This is a genomic window from Comamonas odontotermitis (assembly GCF_040396735.1).
GTDB classification, from domain to species: Bacteria; Pseudomonadota; Gammaproteobacteria; order Burkholderiales; family Burkholderiaceae_C; genus Comamonas; species Comamonas odontotermitis_C.
Genome location: NZ_JBEBNZ010000003.1, coordinates 169,453 through 183,882, shown reverse-complemented (window position 1 = coordinate 183,882; position 14,430 = coordinate 169,453). Strand labels below are relative to the sequence as shown.

The 14,430-nt window shown below is 64.2% G+C and carries 13 protein-coding genes; 10 read left to right on the top strand and 3 right to left on the bottom strand.

Features of this window, described 5'->3' with window-relative positions; translation table 11 throughout:
- Position 1: 1 nt before the first annotated feature.
- From ACH2DG_RS04830 to ACH2DG_RS04820, 3 genes are all read left to right on the top strand, one after another.
- The gene (locus tag ACH2DG_RS04830; RefSeq protein WP_395024558.1) at positions 2-1,255 is read left to right on the top strand and encodes an NAD(P)/FAD-dependent oxidoreductase; all 1,254 of its coding nucleotides are present in this window, start codon (positions 2-4) and stop codon (positions 1,253-1,255) included.
- 43 nt (positions 1,256-1,298) lie between these two features.
- Positions 1,299-2,234 (top strand): 4-hydroxyproline epimerase, encoded by a 936-nt coding sequence (locus ACH2DG_RS04825; protein ID WP_395024557.1) that lies wholly within the window; start codon positions 1,299-1,301, stop codon positions 2,232-2,234.
- Positions 2,235-2,310: 76 nt separating this feature from the next.
- Complete coding sequence (locus tag ACH2DG_RS04820; RefSeq protein ID WP_395024556.1) at positions 2,311-2,985, top strand: GntR family transcriptional regulator; 675 nt, start codon at positions 2,311-2,313, stop codon at positions 2,983-2,985.
- 83 nt (positions 2,986-3,068) lie between these two features.
- Here ACH2DG_RS04820 and ACH2DG_RS04815 read toward each other — a convergent pair whose 3' ends face one another.
- Positions 3,069-3,491, bottom strand: coding sequence for an acyl-CoA thioesterase (locus ACH2DG_RS04815; protein WP_395024555.1), 423 nt, complete (start codon positions 3,489-3,491; stop codon positions 3,069-3,071).
- A gap of 281 nt (positions 3,492-3,772) precedes the next feature.
- Here ACH2DG_RS04815 and ACH2DG_RS04810 point away from each other — a divergent pair, with 281 nt between their 5' ends.
- The 5 genes from ACH2DG_RS04810 to ACH2DG_RS04790 all read left to right on the top strand — a co-directional run bounded on the left by ACH2DG_RS04810 (position 3,773) and on the right by ACH2DG_RS04790 (position 9,405).
- Positions 3,773-5,479 (top strand): electron transfer flavoprotein-ubiquinone oxidoreductase, encoded by a 1,707-nt coding sequence (locus ACH2DG_RS04810; protein WP_395024554.1) that lies wholly within the window; start codon positions 3,773-3,775, stop codon positions 5,477-5,479.
- Between the two features lie 198 nt (positions 5,480-5,677).
- The gene (locus tag ACH2DG_RS04805; RefSeq protein WP_395024553.1) at positions 5,678-6,337 is read left to right on the top strand and encodes a lipocalin family protein; all 660 of its coding nucleotides are present in this window, start codon (positions 5,678-5,680) and stop codon (positions 6,335-6,337) included.
- Positions 6,338-6,624: 287 nt separating this feature from the next.
- Entirely contained in the window at positions 6,625-7,593 is a 969-nt protein-coding gene (locus ACH2DG_RS04800) for an ABC transporter substrate-binding protein (RefSeq protein WP_395024552.1), read from the top strand.
- 111 nt (positions 7,594-7,704) lie between these two features.
- Positions 7,705-8,589: an ABC transporter permease gene (locus ACH2DG_RS04795; protein WP_395024551.1), complete on the top strand. Its 885-nt coding sequence runs from the start codon at positions 7,705-7,707 to the stop codon at positions 8,587-8,589.
- A gap of 21 nt (positions 8,590-8,610) precedes the next feature.
- Positions 8,611-9,405 carry an ABC transporter ATP-binding protein gene (locus ACH2DG_RS04790; RefSeq protein WP_395024550.1) on the top strand — a complete coding sequence of 265 codons (795 nt, stop codon included), beginning with the start codon at positions 8,611-8,613 and terminating at the stop codon, positions 9,403-9,405.
- A 99-nt stretch (positions 9,406-9,504) separates the two neighbouring features.
- Here ACH2DG_RS04790 and ACH2DG_RS04785 read toward each other — a convergent pair whose 3' ends face one another.
- Positions 9,505-10,950 (bottom strand): MFS transporter, encoded by a 1,446-nt coding sequence (locus ACH2DG_RS04785; RefSeq protein ID WP_395024549.1) that lies wholly within the window; start codon positions 10,948-10,950, stop codon positions 9,505-9,507.
- An 88-nt stretch (positions 10,951-11,038) separates the two neighbouring features.
- Here ACH2DG_RS04785 and ACH2DG_RS04780 point away from each other — a divergent pair, with 88 nt between their 5' ends.
- Positions 11,039-11,698, top strand: a complete 660-nt coding sequence (locus tag ACH2DG_RS04780) for a helix-turn-helix transcriptional regulator (protein ID WP_395024548.1) — start codon at positions 11,039-11,041, stop codon at positions 11,696-11,698.
- 10 nt (positions 11,699-11,708) lie between these two features.
- Here the strand turns inward: ACH2DG_RS04780 and ACH2DG_RS04775 are convergent, their stop codons facing one another.
- Positions 11,709-13,169, bottom strand: a complete 1,461-nt coding sequence (locus ACH2DG_RS04775; RefSeq protein WP_395024547.1) for an MFS transporter — start codon at positions 13,167-13,169, stop codon at positions 11,709-11,711.
- Positions 13,170-13,351: 182 nt separating this feature from the next.
- Here ACH2DG_RS04775 and ACH2DG_RS04770 point away from each other — a divergent pair, with 182 nt between their 5' ends.
- Positions 13,352-14,242: a LysR family transcriptional regulator gene (locus ACH2DG_RS04770; protein WP_395024546.1), complete on the top strand. Its 891-nt coding sequence runs from the start codon at positions 13,352-13,354 to the stop codon at positions 14,240-14,242.
- Positions 14,243-14,430 lie beyond the last annotated feature (188 nt).

The window sequence follows — 14,430 nt, the reverse complement described above, 5'->3', positions numbered from 1 at the left end:
CATGCAAGCAAGCACCTCCTGCGATGTCATCGTGATCGGGGCCGGCATCATCGGCGCCATGTCGGCCTGGTACCTGCAGCGCGAGGGTCGCTCGGTCACGCTGCTGGAGCACCAGCAGATCGCGCACGGCGCCAGCCAGGGCAACGCCGGCATTCTGGCCTTTCCCGAAGTCAGCCCCATGGCCGCGCCCGGCGTCTTTCGCAAGGTTCCGGGCTGGCTGCTTGATCCGCTCGGGCCGCTCAGCATCCGCCCCGCCTATCTGGCGCAGATCACGCCCTGGCTGTGGCGATTCTGGCGGGCCAGCAGGCCGCAAGCCTATGCACAGTCGCTCGCGGCGCAAACGCAGCTGATGCATCTGGCAAAAACGGAGATGCAGCAGGTGATGTGCGAGCGCGCGCTGCAGTCGCATTTCCGGCAGGTGGGAACGCTCGATCTGTACGACACCGAAGCGAGCCTGCAGGCCGCGCAGAAGGACTGGGACAACCGCGCACAGGCGGGGGCCCGCTTTCACCGCGTGGGCCGCGCCGACATCGACCGCCTGCAACCCGGCCTGGCGCCGCAGTTTCAGCGCGGCATGTTCACCCCCGAGGGTACGCAGGTCGGCAACCCCAGGCAATTGACCCAGGCGATTGCGCAACTGGCCCTGCAAACCGGGGCAGTGCTGATCACTGGCGAGGCGCGGGCGCTGTCCACCACGCCCGCAGGCGCCCAGGTGCATCTGGCCGATGGCCGTGTACTGCAGGCGCGCACGGTGGTGGTGGCCTGCGGCGCCTGGAGCAAACCGCTCGCGGCCAGCCTGGGCGATGTGGTACCGCTGGATACGGAGCGCGGCTACAACACCACCTTGCCGCTGCAAGGCTTTGCGCTGCAGCGCCAGCTTTACTTCAACGACCACGCCTTTGTCGTGACGCCGCTGGCCGATGGCATCCGCGTAGGCGGCGCCGTGGAGCTGGGCGGGCTGGCACTGCCGCCCAACTTCGAACGCTCCCGCGCCATGCTGGCCAAGGCCCAGCGCTTTCTACCGCAACTCGATACCCAGGGCGGCACGCAGTGGATGGGCTTTCGCCCGTCGATGCCCGACAGCCTGCCCGTCATCGGCACCGCCCGCGCCACCCCCAACGTCGTCTACGCCTTTGGCCATGGACACCTGGGCCTCACGCAATCGGCGGGTACCGCCCGCTTGGTGGCCGATCTGGCCTGCCAGCGCACGCCGCCGCTCGCCCTGGCGCCCTTCAGCGCAGCGCGTTTCGCCTGAGCATTTTTACGCCCCTTTTCAGCCACCTTCGGAGCTTTCTGCCATGCATAAAATCCATATCATCGACAGCCATACCGGCGGCGAGCCCACCCGCCTGGTGATCGATGGCTTTCCTGACCTGGGAACAGGCAGCATGGCCGAGCGCCGCGCACTGCTGGCCGAGCGCCACGACGATTGGCGCGCCGCCACCGTGCTGGAGCCGCGCGGCAGCGACGTGGTTGTGGGGGCTCTGCTGTGCGCGCCGGTCAACCCGGCGCATGCCGCAGGCGTGATCTTTTTCAACAACAGCGGCTACCTGGGCATGTGCGGCCACGGCACCATCGGCCTCGTGGCGTCGCTCGCCTACCTGGGCCGCATTGGCCCAGGCGAGCACACCATCGAAACGCCCGTCGGCAATATCTCCGCACACCTGCACGAAGACGGCAGCGTGAGCGTGCACAACGTACCGTCCCGGCGCTACCGCCACCACCTGACCGTGCAGGTGCCCGGCATCGGCGCCGTTACCGGCGACATTGCCTGGGGCGGCAACTGGTTCTTTCTCATCAACGACCACGGCCTGCGCGTGCAAAGCGACAACCTGGACGCCCTGACCAACTACACCTGGGCCGTGCGCCAGGCACTGGAGGCGCAAGGCATACGCGGCGATGATGGCGGCGAGATCGACCACATCGAGCTGTTTGCACCAGACGACAGCGCCGACAGCCGCAGCTTTGTGCTGTGCCCCGGCAAGGCCTATGACCGCTCGCCCTGCGGCACCGGCACCAGCGCCAAGCTGGCCTGCCTGGCGGCAGACGGCAAGCTCGCACCGGGCGCCGTGTGGCGCCAGGCGAGCGTGATCGGCAGCGTGTTCGAAGCCAGCTACCAGCCAGGCGCCGAAGGCCAGGTGCTGCCCACCATCCGGGGGCGCGCCCACCTCAGCGCAGACGCACATCTGTTGATAGAGGATGGTGATCCGTTTGCCTGGGGAATTAGGCTGTAGACTTTGCTGCGCGGCATCCGATTCGTTGTTTGACGCCGATGGCCTCACCGTCTGCCAGACACTCTTTCCGTATCCCATGAGCCCACGCACCGTCCAAACCAAGCCTCTTCCTCCCCCCAAGCGCCGGGCTGCCGATGTGGCCTATGACGCCATTGAGGCCTTGATCTGCACGCTGGAGCTGCAGCCGGGCAGCCCGGTGGTCGAAGCCGAAATCGCTGAGCGCACGGGCCTGGGGCGCACACCGGTGCGCGAGGCCTTGCTGCGGATGGTATCCATCGGGCTGATCGAGCCGCAGCCCCGGCGCGGCCTGCTGGTGTCGGGCATCGACCTGGCGGGCCACCTGGACATCGTGGCCACCCGCCGCGTGCTCGACCAGTTGATTGCCGCCTGCGCCGCACGCCGGGCCACCACCCACCAGCGAGAAGAAATCGTGCGCTGCGCAGCCCGCATGCACGATGCGGCAGAGCGTGGCCGTATCGACGACTACATGCGCGCCGACCATGAGCTCGACACCATCAGCCACCTGGCCAGCCGCAATCTGCCTGCCGTCAACTGTGTGGTGCCGCTCATCGTGCAATGCCGCCGCTTCTGGTACGCGTACCAGCACGCGGGCGACCTGATGGAAGGCGCCCGCGCCCATCTGGCGTTTGCGCAGGGCATTTCATCTGGCAACGAGGCGGCAGCCGTCGCGGGCTCCAACCAGCTGATGGACTACCTGGAGCACTTTGCGCGCCGGATCATCGACCAATGATCGGCCAGGGTTTTCGATGAAAACAGCCGCCAGTACATAAGCATCAAGCGCCAATAGCTATCTATTCAATAGCAACTCTGCCGTCAGCCATCCACCATCGTCCGCATCCACGCGGGCAGATCAACGGCCTTCTGGCGGTCAAAATCCACCCAGATCACCGTGGCGCCGCCGTTGGCATACACCACGCCGGGCTCGCCTGCCTTCTCGATCTCGTACCAGGTCTCGAATGCCGTGCGGGCCGGGTCGCTCACAGACATCTTCACCACCAGCTGCGCCGGATATTCGATCTGGCGCAGGTAGTTGCAGAAACAGTTGACGACCACCGGCCCCTGATTGCCGTCGTGCGGCGTCTCACGGGTGGAGCGCAGCCACTCGACCCGCGCGCTCTCCATGTAGCGAAAGTACACGGTGTTGTTGACGTGGCCGAGACAGTCCATGTCTCCCCAGCGGACATCCATGGGGGAGTCGTGCACCCAGCGTTTGTGATCAGGCAGCAGGATTTTCATGCCCGCCATCTTAGAACGTGTTTACGATCTACCCAGGTCGGCTGCTTCACCGCAGCAACGCAGGCTGTCGCCGACTTTCAGCCACACGAACCCGCCATCTCAGAAAAACAGAGTACTGGCGCGCATTTACCGCAATAATCTAGGGCTAACCCTAGGAACCAAGCAGTTACCGCACTGCAACATACACATAAAATCCTTGGCATTGCATGACACCATGCGCGCAAGGCATGGCAGTGTGATTTGCCTGAGCCTTTTTCAAGAATTACCGATACGGAGCCCCGATGACCAACGAAGAAATACTGGCCCAATTTGGCCCCCGCGAGTCGATGGAGTACGACGTCGTCATCGTGGGCGGCGGCCCCGGCGGTCTGGCCACGGCCATCCGCTTGAAACAGCTGGCTGCAGAGAAAGGTACCGACGTCTCCGTCGTAGTGCTGGAAAAAGGCTCCGAACCCGGCGCGCACACGCTCTCGGGTGCCATCATGGACCCGCGAGCCCTCACCGAGCTGATCCCCGACTGGAAGGAAAAAGGCGCCCCGCTCACGCAACCCGTGACGGAAGACGCCATGATTTTCCTCACCGAGAAATCGGGCCTGCGCACCCCCAACTGGCTGCTGCCCCCGTGCTTTCACAACGAAGGCAACTACATCGTGCAGCTGGGCTATGTCGTCAAGTGGCTGGCCGACCAGGCCGAAGCCCTGGGCGTGGAAATCTTCCCAGGCTTTGCTGCGGCCGAAGTGATCTACAACGAAGACGGCTCCGTCAAGGGTGTGGCCACCGGCAACATGGGCGTGGGCAAGGACGGCAACCCGACCGATGACTTCCAGCTCGGCATGGAGCTGCACGGCAAATACACCATCTTTGCCGAAGGCGCGCGTGGCAACCTGGGCAAGCAGCTGATTGCCAAATACCAGCTGGATGCCGGCAAAGACCCGCAGACCTACGGCATCGGCGTCAAGGAACTGTGGGAAATCGATCCTCAGCGCCACCAGCCGGGCTTTGTCATGCATACCGCCGGCTGGCCGATGAACAACGACACCTATGGTGGCGCCTTTCTCTACCACCTGGACGACAACAAGGTCACGCTCGGCTTCATCACCGGCCTCGATTACTCCAACCCCTATCTCTCGCCCTTTGAAGAGATGCAGCGCTGGAAGACCCACCCCAACATCCGCTACTACCTGGAAGGGGACGAGGCCAAGGGCATCAAGCCTGCCAAGCGCATTGGCTACGGCGCCCGCGCCATCACCGCAGGTGGCCTGATGAGCCTGCCCAAGACCGTGTTCCCGGGCGGCGCGCTGGTGGGTTGCGATGCAGGCTTTCTGAACGTGAGCCGCATCAAGGGCAGCCACGCCGCCATCAAGACCGGCATGCTGGCCGCCGAGGCTGCCTACGACGCGATCGTGGCTGGCCGCCAGGGCGACGAGCTGAGCGCCTACCCTGCCGCATTCGAAAAGAGCTGGTTGTACGAAGAGCTGAACAAGAGCCGCAACTTCAAGAGCTGGTTCAAGAAGGGGCTGGTGACAGCATCGATCATGAATGGCTTGGAGCAGTTCGTGCTGCGCGGCAATATCCCCTGGACCCTGCACCGCGACAAGCCTGACCACGCCTACCTCAAGCCCGCGTCGGAATGCCAGCCCATCGAATACCCCAAGCCCGATGGCAAGCTGACCTTTGACCGACTCTCCAGCGTATTCATCAGCAACACCAACCACGCAGAAAACCAGCCCGCGCACCTGACGCTCAAGGACGCTTCCATCCCCGTCAATGTAAATCTGGCCAAGTTTGCCGGCCCCGAGCAGCGCTACTGCCCTGCGGGCGTGTACGAGTTTGTGGCCGACGAGGAAAAAGGCGGCTCGGCCCAGCGCCTGCAGATCAATGCGCAGAACTGCGTGCACTGCAAGACCTGCGACATCAAGGACCCGACACAGAACATCGTGTGGGTGACTCCGGAAGGCGGCGGCGGCCCGAACTACTCGGGCATGTAGGCCTGGCCCGCCCTTCCACCCATGGCCGGCAACGGCTTTTTTTTTCGTCTCCCCTGGCTCGCATTGCCCGCATTGCGCCCGTTCACCGCCCCGTCCTTCCAGCCCATGGCAGTCTTTACCTAGCCTGCCATGGGGTTCCCCGCCAATACCGACATTTACCGACAAGACACCGCCTACCTGCGCACCAGAATAAGGCACATGCCAATGCTTCTCGGTTTCAGTGCCATCCACGCCAAGCGCTCCCTGTACAGCTTTGTATGCGGTGCACTCCTGCTGGCTGCGCCCGAAATTGCTTCGGCGCAGGTGACACGGGCCGCAACGGCCGCGCCCCCCGCAGCGGCCACTGCCCCGCCCAGTGCGGTGATCCTGGAGCTGGCCACCCGCTACAGCGCCGAGCGCTACATGGGCCTCTGGTACAAGGTAGGCAAGACCGAAATACCCAGCAACGAGCTTCGCACCCGGGAACGCTACGAAATGCTGCTGCGCTATGACGGAGCCGTGCGCGTCATCTACACCTACTACCTGCCGCTGACCAACCAATGGAAACGGGTGGAGGATTACATGGAGCCGCTGGACAAGAATGGCAGCGCCTTTCCGAGCGGCCACAAGACCGACCCGCCCGTCACCTTCCGCATCAACCGTTTTGGCAACCTGCTGAGCGTTGACTACCGCACTTTCGCCATCGACGCCAACTACCAATGGGCACTCGTCAAGGGACCTGGAGCAGGCTCCTATTTCGTGCTCTCCCGCTCGCCCACCATCCCCGAGCCGCTGCGCCGGGCGCTCACGCAGTTAGCCAAACGCAACTACCCGGACATGGGCGACCTCGTCTGGTCCAGTCTCGAGGGCGAGAAGTAGCCGCCTGCCAGCACCTTTGGCCATGCATGTTTACTGCGCCGCCCATGCAAAAAACCAGGAACATTGCATTTTTTTAGCGCCAAAAATCAGTTGCAAGCATTTTTATTTCCATTTCAAGTCCAACTGCGCCTGCAAGCATTCATTTTTTCCGCATCGTCGCAACTAGGGCTCTCCCTGAGTTCAAAAACCATCATCGCCCGTTAACAGGGGTGTAGACTGCTGCCACTTGCTTGCAACGCGCGGCGCTGCAGCTACGAATATCAACACACCCTGGCGGAGATACACGAATGAAGAAACTGGCATGGGCGCCTCTGGGCGCAGTGGCACTGGCAATTGCTGCAATCGCGCCGGCGCAGGCCGCCGATCAGAAATCGGTTGCCGTGACCGCCATCGTTGAACACCCCGCGCTGGATGCGGTGCGCGACGGTGTCAAGGCCGCTCTGAAGACCGAAGGCTTTGAAGAGGGCAAGAACCTGAAGTGGCAGTACCAGAGCGCCCAGGGCAATCCCGGCACCGCCGCGCAGATCGCCCGCAAGTTCGTCGGTGACAAGCCCGATGCCATCGTGGCCATCGCCACGCCTTCGGCCCAGGCTCTCGTCGCTGCAACGAAGACGGTTCCCGTGGTGTTCTCCGCCGTGACCGATCCGGTGGCCGCCAAGCTGGTGCCCAGCTGGGAGCCATCGAAGAACAATGTGACCGGCGTATCCGACCTGCTGGCACTGGACAAGCAGATGGAACTGGTCAAGAAGGTCGTGCCCAATGCCAAGCGCGTGGGCATGGTCTACAACCCGGGCGAAGCCAACTCGGCCGTCGTCGTGAAAGAGCTGAAGGAACTGCTGCCCAAGCTGGGCATGACCCTGGTGGAAGCCGCAGCTCCCCGCTCGGTGGATGTCTCCAGCGCAGCCCGTTCGCTGGTTGGCAAGGTCGATGTGATCTACACCAACACCGACAACAACGTCGTGTCCTCGTACGAAGCCCTGGTCAAGGTTGGCCAGGATTCCAAGGTGCCGCTGGTGGCATCGGACACCGACTCGGTGGCACGTGGCGCCGTGGCTGCCATGGGCATCAACTACCGTGACCTGGGCGAGCAGACCGGCCGCATGGTGGCGCGCATCCTCAAGGGCGAAAAGCCCGGCGACATCAAGACCGAAGTCTCGACCAAGATGGAGCTGTTCGTGAACCCCGGCGCTGCCGAGAAGCAAGGCATCAAACTGAGCGACGAGCTGGTCAAGTCGGCCGCCAAGGTGGTTCAGTAATGCCGCATTGCCTGCTGCTGTGCTGACCGTGCAGCGCAGGCGATGACAAGATGCAGCCCCGCCAGAAGCGGGGCTTGTTTTATCTAGCCACCTCTTAGATAAGAAAAATCCATGACCTTATTTTCATTTTTGGGAGCCATCGAGATCGGCCTGATCTTCGCGCTGGTCGCGCTCGGTGTGTTCATCTCCTTTCGCCTGCTCCGTTTTCCCGACCTGACGGTGGACGGCAGCTTTCCGCTGGGCGGCGCCGTCTGCGCGGTGATGATTACCAGCGGCTACAGCCCCATCGTCGCCACCATCGGCGCGGCGCTGGCGGGTGCCGTGGCGGGCCTGATCACCGGCTGGCTCAACGTCAAGCTCAAGATCATGGACCTGCTGGCCTCCATCCTGATGATGATCGGCCTGTACTCGGTCAACCTGCGCATCATGGGCGGCCCCAATGTGCCGCTGATCAACGACCCCACCCTCTTCAACCAGCTGCAGCCCTCCGGCATGGAAGACTACGTGTTCCGCCCCCTGCTGCTGATCGTGATCGTGATTCTTGCCAAGCTCGCCATGGACTGGTTCTTCCTGACCGAGCGGGGCCTGGCCATCCGTGCCACCGGCACCAACGCCCGCATGGCACGCGCCCAGGGCGTCAACACCGGCGGCATGATCCTGCTGGGCATGGCGGTCTCGAACGCACTGGTGGGCCTGGCTGGCGCGCTGTTTGCCCAGACCCAGGGCGGCGCAGACAGCTCCATGGGCATCGGCACCATCGTGATCGGCCTGGCGGCGGTGATCGTTGGCGAATCCATCCTGCCGTCGCGCAAGCTGATTCTGGCAACCCTGGCCGTCGTGATTGGCGCCATCGTGTACCGTTTCTTCATTGCCCTGGCATTGAACAGCGACTTCATCGGCCTCAAGGCCCAGGACTTGAATCTGGTGACCGCGCTGCTCGTGACCGTGGCACTGGTGATACCCCAGCTCAAGCGCAAGCTCAGCAAGAAGCCCTAAGCCCAGAATCGGAGAATAGCCATGCTGAGCGCAAAAGACCTCAAGATCACCTTCAACCCCGGCACGCCCATCGAAACCCGCGCCCTGCGCGGCATGACGCTGGAGATTCCTGCCGGCCAGTTTGTCACCGTCATCGGCTCCAATGGGGCCGGCAAATCAACCTTCCTCAACGCCATCTCGGGCGACCTGATGGTCGACACCGGCAGCATCGTCATCGACGATGAGGACATGACGCGCAAGCCCGTCTGGGACCGCGCCCACAAGGTGGCCCGCGTCTTTCAGGACCCGATGGCCGGCACCTGCGAAGACCTGTCCATCGAAGAGAACATGGCCCTGGCGCACGAGCGCGGCAACTTCCGTGGCCTGTCCAAAGCCGTGAAGAACGCCAACCGCGAGCTGTACCGCGAGCGCCTCGCTACCCTGGGTCTGGGCCTGGAAAACCGCCTGACCGACCGCATCGGCCTGCTCTCGGGCGGCCAGCGGCAGGCCGTGAGCCTGCTGATGGCAGCGCTCCAGCCTTCGCGCATCCTGCTGCTCGATGAGCACACCGCAGCGCTTGACCCGCGCACGGCCGACTTTGTGCTCAACCTCACCGCACGCATTGTGGAAGAAGGAAAGCTCACCACGATGATGGTGACCCACAGCATGCGCCAGGCGCTCGACGTCGGCACCCGCACCGTGATGCTGCACCAGGGCCAGGTCGTTCTGGATGTGAGCGGCGAAGAGCGCGCCCGCATGGATGTGCCTGACCTGCTGCAGATGTTCGAGAAGGTGCGCGGCGAAAAACTGGCCGATGATGCCCTGCTGCTGAGCTGACAGGTTTCTCGCTTCCACCCCGGCATCCAACAAGGCAGCGGCCATCCACCACGGTGGACCCGCTGCCTTTCTGCTTTCATCGCTACCAGTTGACCTGCATCAAGTTCGCAGGTAGCGCCGCACCGCCCATGCGGCCATGGCCGGGAAGATGGCAAACACCCCAAACAGCCAGCCCGCAGAGAAACCCAGCACGGCCCGATCGGCTGTCTGCGCGAGCCCCAGCGCATTGGCCGCCAGGCCCACCAGCGCGGCACCCACCGCCATGCCGTACAGCTGCACCGTGGTGATGGCGGATGCGGCAGCGTCCGCCTCCCCCTTGCCTGCGTTCAGCATGATGGCGTTGAGCACATGCGGCCAGGCCATGCCCACCCCCAAGCCCAGCAGTGCCAATGCCATGCCGCTGGCCACCAGCGCCACACTCCCCTGCCAGGGCATGGCCAGCGCCAGGATCACCAGGGCCAGCGCGCACAGCACCGGCCCCCGGAACATCAACGCCCGGCCCGCCGCCCCGCTCTTGCCGGAAAACAGCACCGATGCGGCCGACCAGCCGCCCGCCAGCAAGGCGGTGACATAACCAGCCGTCAAGGGCCGCAACCCGTGCAGGTGCTGCAGCAGGTAAGGCACGAACACCTCCGTCATGGTGCCGATCAGCAGCAGCGCCACGGCGGCATACAGCATGCCCAGTGGGTGGGCGAGCGTGCTGCCGCCCTGGGGCAGCAGGCGCTGCGCAGCATGGCGCTCACGGGCAATGGCACAGGCACCGGTCAGCAGGCCTGCTGCAGCCAGCAGCCACTGCCACAGCGGCACATTCACCACACTGGCTGCGGCCACCAGCAACACCGACAGCGCCAGCAAGGCAATCTGCTTCACGGCAATACCTGCACCGCCCGAGCCAGCGCGGCTGAGCAAGCGCGAAGGCGCCAGCTGGCGCTGCACCAGAAGCATTTGCAGCACAAGCAAGGGCAGCAAGGCCCCGAAAGCGAGGCGCCAATGGCCCGCCTGGGCAAACAGGCCGCCCACCGCTGGTCCGCTCAGGGTGGCGATGCCCCACATGGCTGAAATCAGCGCAATGGCACGCGGCCACAGCGCAGGCGGAAACACCAGGCGGATCAACGTGTAGCTGAGCGCACCCACGGTGCCGCCCCCCAGGCCCTGCACGGTTCTGCCTGCCAGCAACATCGGCATGGAACTGGCCATGGCACACAGCAAGGTGCCCAGTGCAAACACCAGCAGGGCAGCCAGCATTGCCGCACGCGCACCGTGCCGCGACAGCAGCCGCACGGACAGTGCAGCCCCCACAATGGAAGCCACCACGAACAAGGTCGTGCTCCACGCATACCATGCCATGCCACCGATCTCCTGCACGACCGACGGCAGGATGGTAGTGACGATGTGCACATTGATGGCGTGCATGGCGACGGCGCCGGTCAAGGCCAGGGCCGTGAGGCCGTGCTGGCGGCCGAGCAACTGGCCCCAGCTGGCCGGGGCCTGCTGCGCATCCGCAGTGCTGCCGGGCGTTGATGCCGAAGAAGTGGTGGTTTCCATGGATATCCTTGCCGATAGATAATGCAAGCATTCTCTTTGAAAATTACCCACTGTTATCAATAAAACAAGTTATCACTTGCATAAATAAATGCAATCCCATTTCGCCACCACCGAACACTCCTCCGCCATGCGCATGCTGGAGGCGCTCAAAAAGCAGGCGCCAGCCAGCACCGCCGAGCTGGCCCGGGCCTTGCAGATGACCTCCGAGGCGGCGCGCCAGCAGATCAACCGGCTTGCCGAGCAGGCGCTGGTGCAGGCCCACATGCAAAAGCCCGCCGGTGCCGGCAGGCCCCGCCAACTGTGGACGCTGACGGCCGCAGGCCAGCGCTACTTCCCCGATGCCCATGCGCAGCTCACGGTGCAGTTGATCGGCTCCATCCAGAAGCTGTTTGGCCAGCAAGGCATGGACAGCCTGATCAGCGAGCGCGAAGCACAATCGCGGGCCCGCTACCAGGCGCACTGCACGGCCCCAGAGCTTGCACAGCGCCTGGCCCAATTGGCCGCCATCCGAACGGAAGAAGGCTATATGGCGCATGTGGAACCACACGGCCAGGGCTGGCTCCTGGTCGAAGACCACTGCCCCATCTGCGCAGCGGCAAGCGCCTGCCGTGGTTTTTGCCGCTCGGAGCAGGCCTTGTTTCAGGAAGTGCTGGCCGATGTCGCCACCCTGGAGCGCAGCGAATACCTGCTCGAAGCAGGCCAGCGCTGCGTGTATGTGGTGCAACCGCTGCAGCAGCCAAGCCACTGAATTTCAGCGTTCAGGTCGACGCAGCCACCCCCGCTGCGGCGCGGGCAGGCTTGGCCATGGCTGCGCAAACCATCAAGGCCAACAAGGCCAGCAGTGCAGCGCCCCATTCGGCGTACTGCAGGCCCAGCGCATTGGCCTGGTGCCAGGCTTCATCGCTTGCATCATGCAGGCCGGTCAACGGCGCTGCCGCCACCATCACCAGCACTGCCAGCCCCAGGGCAGCACCTACCTGCTGGGCCGTGGCGGCCACGCCCGATGCCACACCCTGCTGCCCGGGCGCAATGCCCTCGCCCACCAGTACCCACATGCCCGTCCAGCTGGCACCCTGGCCGATGCTCATCACCACAAAGCCGGGCACCAGCCACCAGTAGTTGCCTGCCTGTGGCAACACAGCTGCCGTCCACACCATGCCCAACAAACCTGCCACCCAACCGGCCAGCAGCACTGATCGCGCGCCGTGCGGTGCCAGACCACGCTCGGCCAGGCGGATGCCCACCGTGCAGACGATGGTGGGCAGCACGAAGGCCAGACCCGCCTGCATGGGGCTCCAGCCCAGCACCTGCTGAAAGTACAGGCCCAGAAAGTAGTACTGCACGCCATAGCTGCCCATGAAAAGCATGGCCAGCAGCATGGCCGTCTGCAGGCCGCGCACACGCAGCATGGCCAGCGGCATCAGGGGTGCCGCGACACGCTTTTCAATGGCGACAAAGGCCGCCAGAGCCAGGATGGCGAGCAGTAGCACTGTGGCGGTGCGCCAGTCCGTCCACCCCCACTGCGGGCCTTGCACCAGCGCCGCCACCAGCAGGCTGCTGCCCACGGTGACACTGATGCAGCCCGCCACATCGAACCGGCGCCGGGCACGCGGCACACTGGGCATGGCAGGCAGATAGCGCAGCGCCGCCACGGCGCAGGGCCAGGCAATCGGCACCAGTACCCACAGCACCCAGTGCCAGCCCAGGGTTTCGGTCAGCACGCCGCCAAGCAAGGCCCCGGCGGCGAGGCCTGCAGCACTGGCCATGCTCCAGACGGCCAGCGCGCGGTTGCGCGCAGCGCCAGCAGCGTACAGGGTATTGATCATCGACAAGGTGGCCGGGAACAGCAAGGCCGCCCCCACGCCCTGCCCGGCGCGCGCAGCCACCAGTTGCCAGGCTTCGGCGGCAAAACCACCCGCCCATGAGGCGAGCCCGAACAGCGCCATGGCAGCCACATACATGCGCCGTTGGCCCAGCAGATCGGCGCAACGCCCGCCCAGCAGCAGGCAGCCGCCAAAGGCCACGCTGTAGCTGCTGATCACCCACTGCAGGTGGCGGGCATCGAGCTGCAGCTGCTTGCCCATGGCATCGAGCGCCACGAAGACGATGGTCGCGTCCAGCGCGATCAGGAACTGCGCGAGCGACAACAGCGCAAGCGCGGCACGGGGATGGCGCAGCACGGTTGGTGCTGCGCTGCTTGAAACAGATTCTCTAGGCATGGCTTCATCACTCAGGAGGAAAAGGCCTGCAGGGCATGGCACCCTGCAGGCAGTGATGACCGGTCAGGCAGGATCGTATTTAATTCACCAGCAAAGATAAATACGAAAAATATCTTTTACTTATGCAAAAATGAATCAATCAATTACCAATCAATTCCCAGACAGACGATGAGACTGATGCCATGGACCTGAATGCCGTACACATGCTCGTCAAGGTGGCCGAGATGAAGAGCTTCACCCAGGCTGCGCACTGCCTGGGCACGACGCAGTCGCGCATATCGCGCGCCATTGCACAGCTGGAGGCTGAGCTGGGCACCCGGCTGCTGCACCGCAATACGCGCAATGTCTCGCTCACCCCCGATGGCTGCACGCTCGTGGACCGCAGCGCCGAATTGATTGCCGGCCTGGACGAGGCCCGCAAGCTGCTGCTGGACCGCCGCTGCGAGCCCACGGGTGTGCTGCGCATGACGGCGCCGTCGGTGCTGGGGCGGGTGGTGCTGACACCGCTCCTCGGCCAGCTGCTGGAGCAATACCCTGCCTTGCAGATTGACGCCAGCTTCACCGACCGGCTGGTTGACATGGTGGACGAGGGCTTTGACGCGGCCCTGCGCATCGGCCCGCTGGCCGACAGCCGCATGATCGCCCGCAGCCTGCCGCCGCTGCACTGGGTGACGGTGGCCTCTCCGCAGTATCTGGCCCGGCACGGAACGCCGCAGACGCAGGAGGCGCTGGCCGAACACCGGTGCCTCTCCGTCTACAACCACTACCGGGGTTTTCTGGTGCCCTGGCAGTTCAAGCAGGCAGAAGGCAAGGCCGAAGACTGGCTGCCGCCCGTCAGCATCAGCTTTGACAGCGGCGACCCGCTGATTGAAGGCGCCTTGGCCGGGCTGGGCGTTGCACAGGTCATGGAATTTGCCGTGCGCGAACACATTGCCAGCGGGCGCCTGGTGCGCGTACTGCCCCAGCTCGAAGGCCGCAGCCGCGAGCTTTCCCTGGTCTACCCCCGCACACGGCATGCCTCTCCCAAGATCAAGGCGCTGGGCGCGCTGCTTCTGGCACACAGCCACTGGTAGCAGCCTAGGCCCTGCAGCGCACCGGAGGGAACTCACCTCTTTTTGCTATCAATTTATAAGTGAAGGTGCTTGACCAGAAGCCACTGGATGCCCTCTTACGCACGAGTTGTGGTGCCAGCGCGCATGCGTCGTTCAAATTCATGCAACGCTGCGTTCAAATCGCGCATCTACTGCGCGCAGTGGATGTG

What these genes read in the sequence shown, in the direction of transcription:
- ACH2DG_RS04830 (WP_395024558.1), top strand. Translation starts at nt 2, where the DNA reads ATGCAAGCAAGCACCTCCTGCGATGTCATCGTGATCGGGGCCGGCATC.
- ACH2DG_RS04825 (WP_395024557.1), top strand. Translation starts at nt 1,299, where the DNA reads ATGCATAAAATCCATATCATCGACAGCCATACCGGCGGCGAGCCCACC.
- ACH2DG_RS04820 (WP_395024556.1), top strand. Translation starts at nt 2,311, where the DNA reads ATGAGCCCACGCACCGTCCAAACCAAGCCTCTTCCTCCCCCCAAGCGC.
- ACH2DG_RS04815 (WP_395024555.1), bottom strand. Translation starts at nt 3,491, where the DNA reads ATGAAAATCCTGCTGCCTGATCACAAACGCTGGGTGCACGACTCCCCC.
- ACH2DG_RS04810 (WP_395024554.1), top strand. Translation starts at nt 3,773, where the DNA reads ATGACCAACGAAGAAATACTGGCCCAATTTGGCCCCCGCGAGTCGATG.
- ACH2DG_RS04805 (WP_395024553.1), top strand. Translation starts at nt 5,678, where the DNA reads ATGCCAATGCTTCTCGGTTTCAGTGCCATCCACGCCAAGCGCTCCCTG.
- ACH2DG_RS04800 (WP_395024552.1), top strand. Translation starts at nt 6,625, where the DNA reads ATGAAGAAACTGGCATGGGCGCCTCTGGGCGCAGTGGCACTGGCAATT.
- ACH2DG_RS04795 (WP_395024551.1), top strand. Translation starts at nt 7,705, where the DNA reads ATGACCTTATTTTCATTTTTGGGAGCCATCGAGATCGGCCTGATCTTC.
- ACH2DG_RS04790 (WP_395024550.1), top strand. Translation starts at nt 8,611, where the DNA reads ATGCTGAGCGCAAAAGACCTCAAGATCACCTTCAACCCCGGCACGCCC.
- ACH2DG_RS04785 (WP_395024549.1), bottom strand. Translation starts at nt 10,950, where the DNA reads ATGGAAACCACCACTTCTTCGGCATCAACGCCCGGCAGCACTGCGGAT.
- ACH2DG_RS04780 (WP_395024548.1), top strand. Translation starts at nt 11,039, where the DNA reads ATGCAATCCCATTTCGCCACCACCGAACACTCCTCCGCCATGCGCATG.
- ACH2DG_RS04775 (WP_395024547.1), bottom strand. Translation starts at nt 13,169, where the DNA reads ATGCCTAGAGAATCTGTTTCAAGCAGCGCAGCACCAACCGTGCTGCGC.
- ACH2DG_RS04770 (WP_395024546.1), top strand. Translation starts at nt 13,352, where the DNA reads ATGGACCTGAATGCCGTACACATGCTCGTCAAGGTGGCCGAGATGAAG.